1 protein-coding gene and 2 pseudogenes are annotated in these 1,726 nt (G+C 73.1%); all 3 read left to right on the top strand.

Annotated elements, in window-relative coordinates:
- Positions 1–114: pseudogene (locus ACRDSQ_RS06250) on the top strand (GNAT family N-acetyltransferase); the annotation flags it as partial.
- A gap of 86 nt (positions 115–200) precedes the next feature.
- Positions 201–812: a hypothetical protein gene (locus ACRDSQ_RS06255; RefSeq protein ID WP_431419590.1), complete on the top strand. Its 612-nt coding sequence runs from the start codon at positions 201–203 to the stop codon at positions 810–812.
- Positions 809–1,726 (top strand): annotated as a pseudogene (locus ACRDSQ_RS06260) (YhgE/Pip domain-containing protein); the annotation flags it as partial. The gene ACRDSQ_RS06255 and the pseudogene ACRDSQ_RS06260, both read left to right, overlap by 4 nt.

The raw sequence follows: 1,726 nt of genomic DNA on the forward strand, positions 1-1,726 counted from the left end.
TCGTTCTTGTACTACAACCCGCCGAATCCGCTGTCCCCGGTGTTCTGGGCCCGCCAGGGGTACCGTCCCCTGTGGACAGTGTGGGAAGTTCGCCCCGCCGCAGCCCTGCGCTGACCGGTCCCCTCGAAACAAGTTGCGCTAACCAACCGTCATGCGACACTATTTGTACTGACTGGTCAGTTCAACTGGAGGGACACCGCATGGACGTCCGAGCGGACCGCGTCGCGGTCACCGGAGCCCACGGTCCGCTGCTGCGGGCCACCTCCCTTCGGGTGCGGCCAGGCGAACTCGCCGTCGTCGCGGGCGACCCCGGTCAGGGGCACACCGCGTTCGGCTTGGCGCTGACCGGCCGGATCACGCCCTCGGCGGGCTCGGTCGAGCCAGGTGCCGCTGAGCTGCGCGAACGCGCCGTGCTGGTCGACGCGCCCGGGGTGACCGAGCCCGAAGCCGGGCTCAAAGTCGTCGACGTCATCGCCGAGGAGCTGGCCCTGACCCGCGTCCACCGATCACGCACCGACCTGCTGGACAAGCACGGGCTCACCGCCCGGACCCGGTTCGAGGCGGTGCCCGCCGCCGCCCGGATCGCGCTGCTCACCGACCTCGCCCGCCCCGCCGCCGACCTGCTGGTCTTCGACACGCCGGACCGGCACACGGCCGACGTGGGCGACTGGTGGCCCACCGCGCTGGCCCAGGCCCAGTCGGGCCGCGCGGTCGTCGTGCTGTGCGGCACCTCCGCCGCCGACCGGCTCCCGCTGACCCCCGCCCGGCTGGGTGAGCACGACCAGCCCGCGCCCTTGGAGACCCTCTCGTGAACACCCTCCGCCTGGCCCGCAGCGAACTGCGCCGCGTCACCACCGGCAGGCAGGTCTACCAGCGCACGCAGGAAGCCGCGGCGGGCGCTTCGAAACTGACCGACGGAGCGGGCGAGGCCGGCGCGGGTGCCACGAAGCTCGCCGACGGGCAGCGGGCGCTGCTCGACGGTTCGCGGAAGTTGGCGGAGGGGTCCGCGACGGCGGCGTCCGGCGCGGGTGAACTGTCCGCTGGGCTGAACACGTTGCGGGACAAGGCAACGGACCTGCCCGCCCAGACCGCTCGGCTCGCCTCGGGTGCGCGTCAGGTCGCGCACGGCAACGAGCGGGTCGCAGTCGCGGGTGAGGAAGTCGCAGGGGCCGCGCAAGGTGTCGTGGACAAGCTCGACGGCGTGGAGAGTGACATCGCCGGGCATCTGCGTGCGATAGGCGTGCCTGAAGACCGGATCACCGAGGTGCTGGCGAGTGTCCACGGATTGCGCGCGCCGGTCGACCTGGCGAACGGGAAGGTCCAGACGGCGGCGACCCAGCTGCGGACGCTGGCGAACGGCGCCGACCATGTGGCCGATGGCGCGGACACCCTCGCCGCGGCGACTCCCGCGTTGACCCAAGGCATCGCGCAGGCGGCAGACGGCGGCATGCGGCTGGCCGATGGCACGTCTCAGCTCCGAGACGGCGCCGCCGCGTTGCGCGATGGCGAGCAGACCGCTGTCGACGGCACGGATCGACTGGCCGCGGGCGCTCGGGCGCTGGCCGACGGCTCGACGCAGCTGCGGGACGGCCTCACGGCGGGTCTCGGCACGATCCCGCACCCGGACGACGCGACCCGCGACGCGACCGCGCGCACCATCGGCGACCCGGTGGCCGTGCGGACCGTCGGTGAGAACTCGGCAGGCTCGTATGGCGCGGGCCTGGCT

It is taken from the genome of Actinokineospora sp. (genome assembly GCF_050699995.1).
In the GTDB taxonomy this organism is placed as follows: domain Bacteria; phylum Actinomycetota; class Actinomycetes; order Mycobacteriales; family Pseudonocardiaceae; genus Actinokineospora.

What these genes read in the sequence shown, in the direction of transcription:
- ACRDSQ_RS06255 (WP_431419590.1), top strand. Translation starts at nt 201, where the DNA reads ATGGACGTCCGAGCGGACCGCGTCGCGGTCACCGGAGCCCACGGTCCG.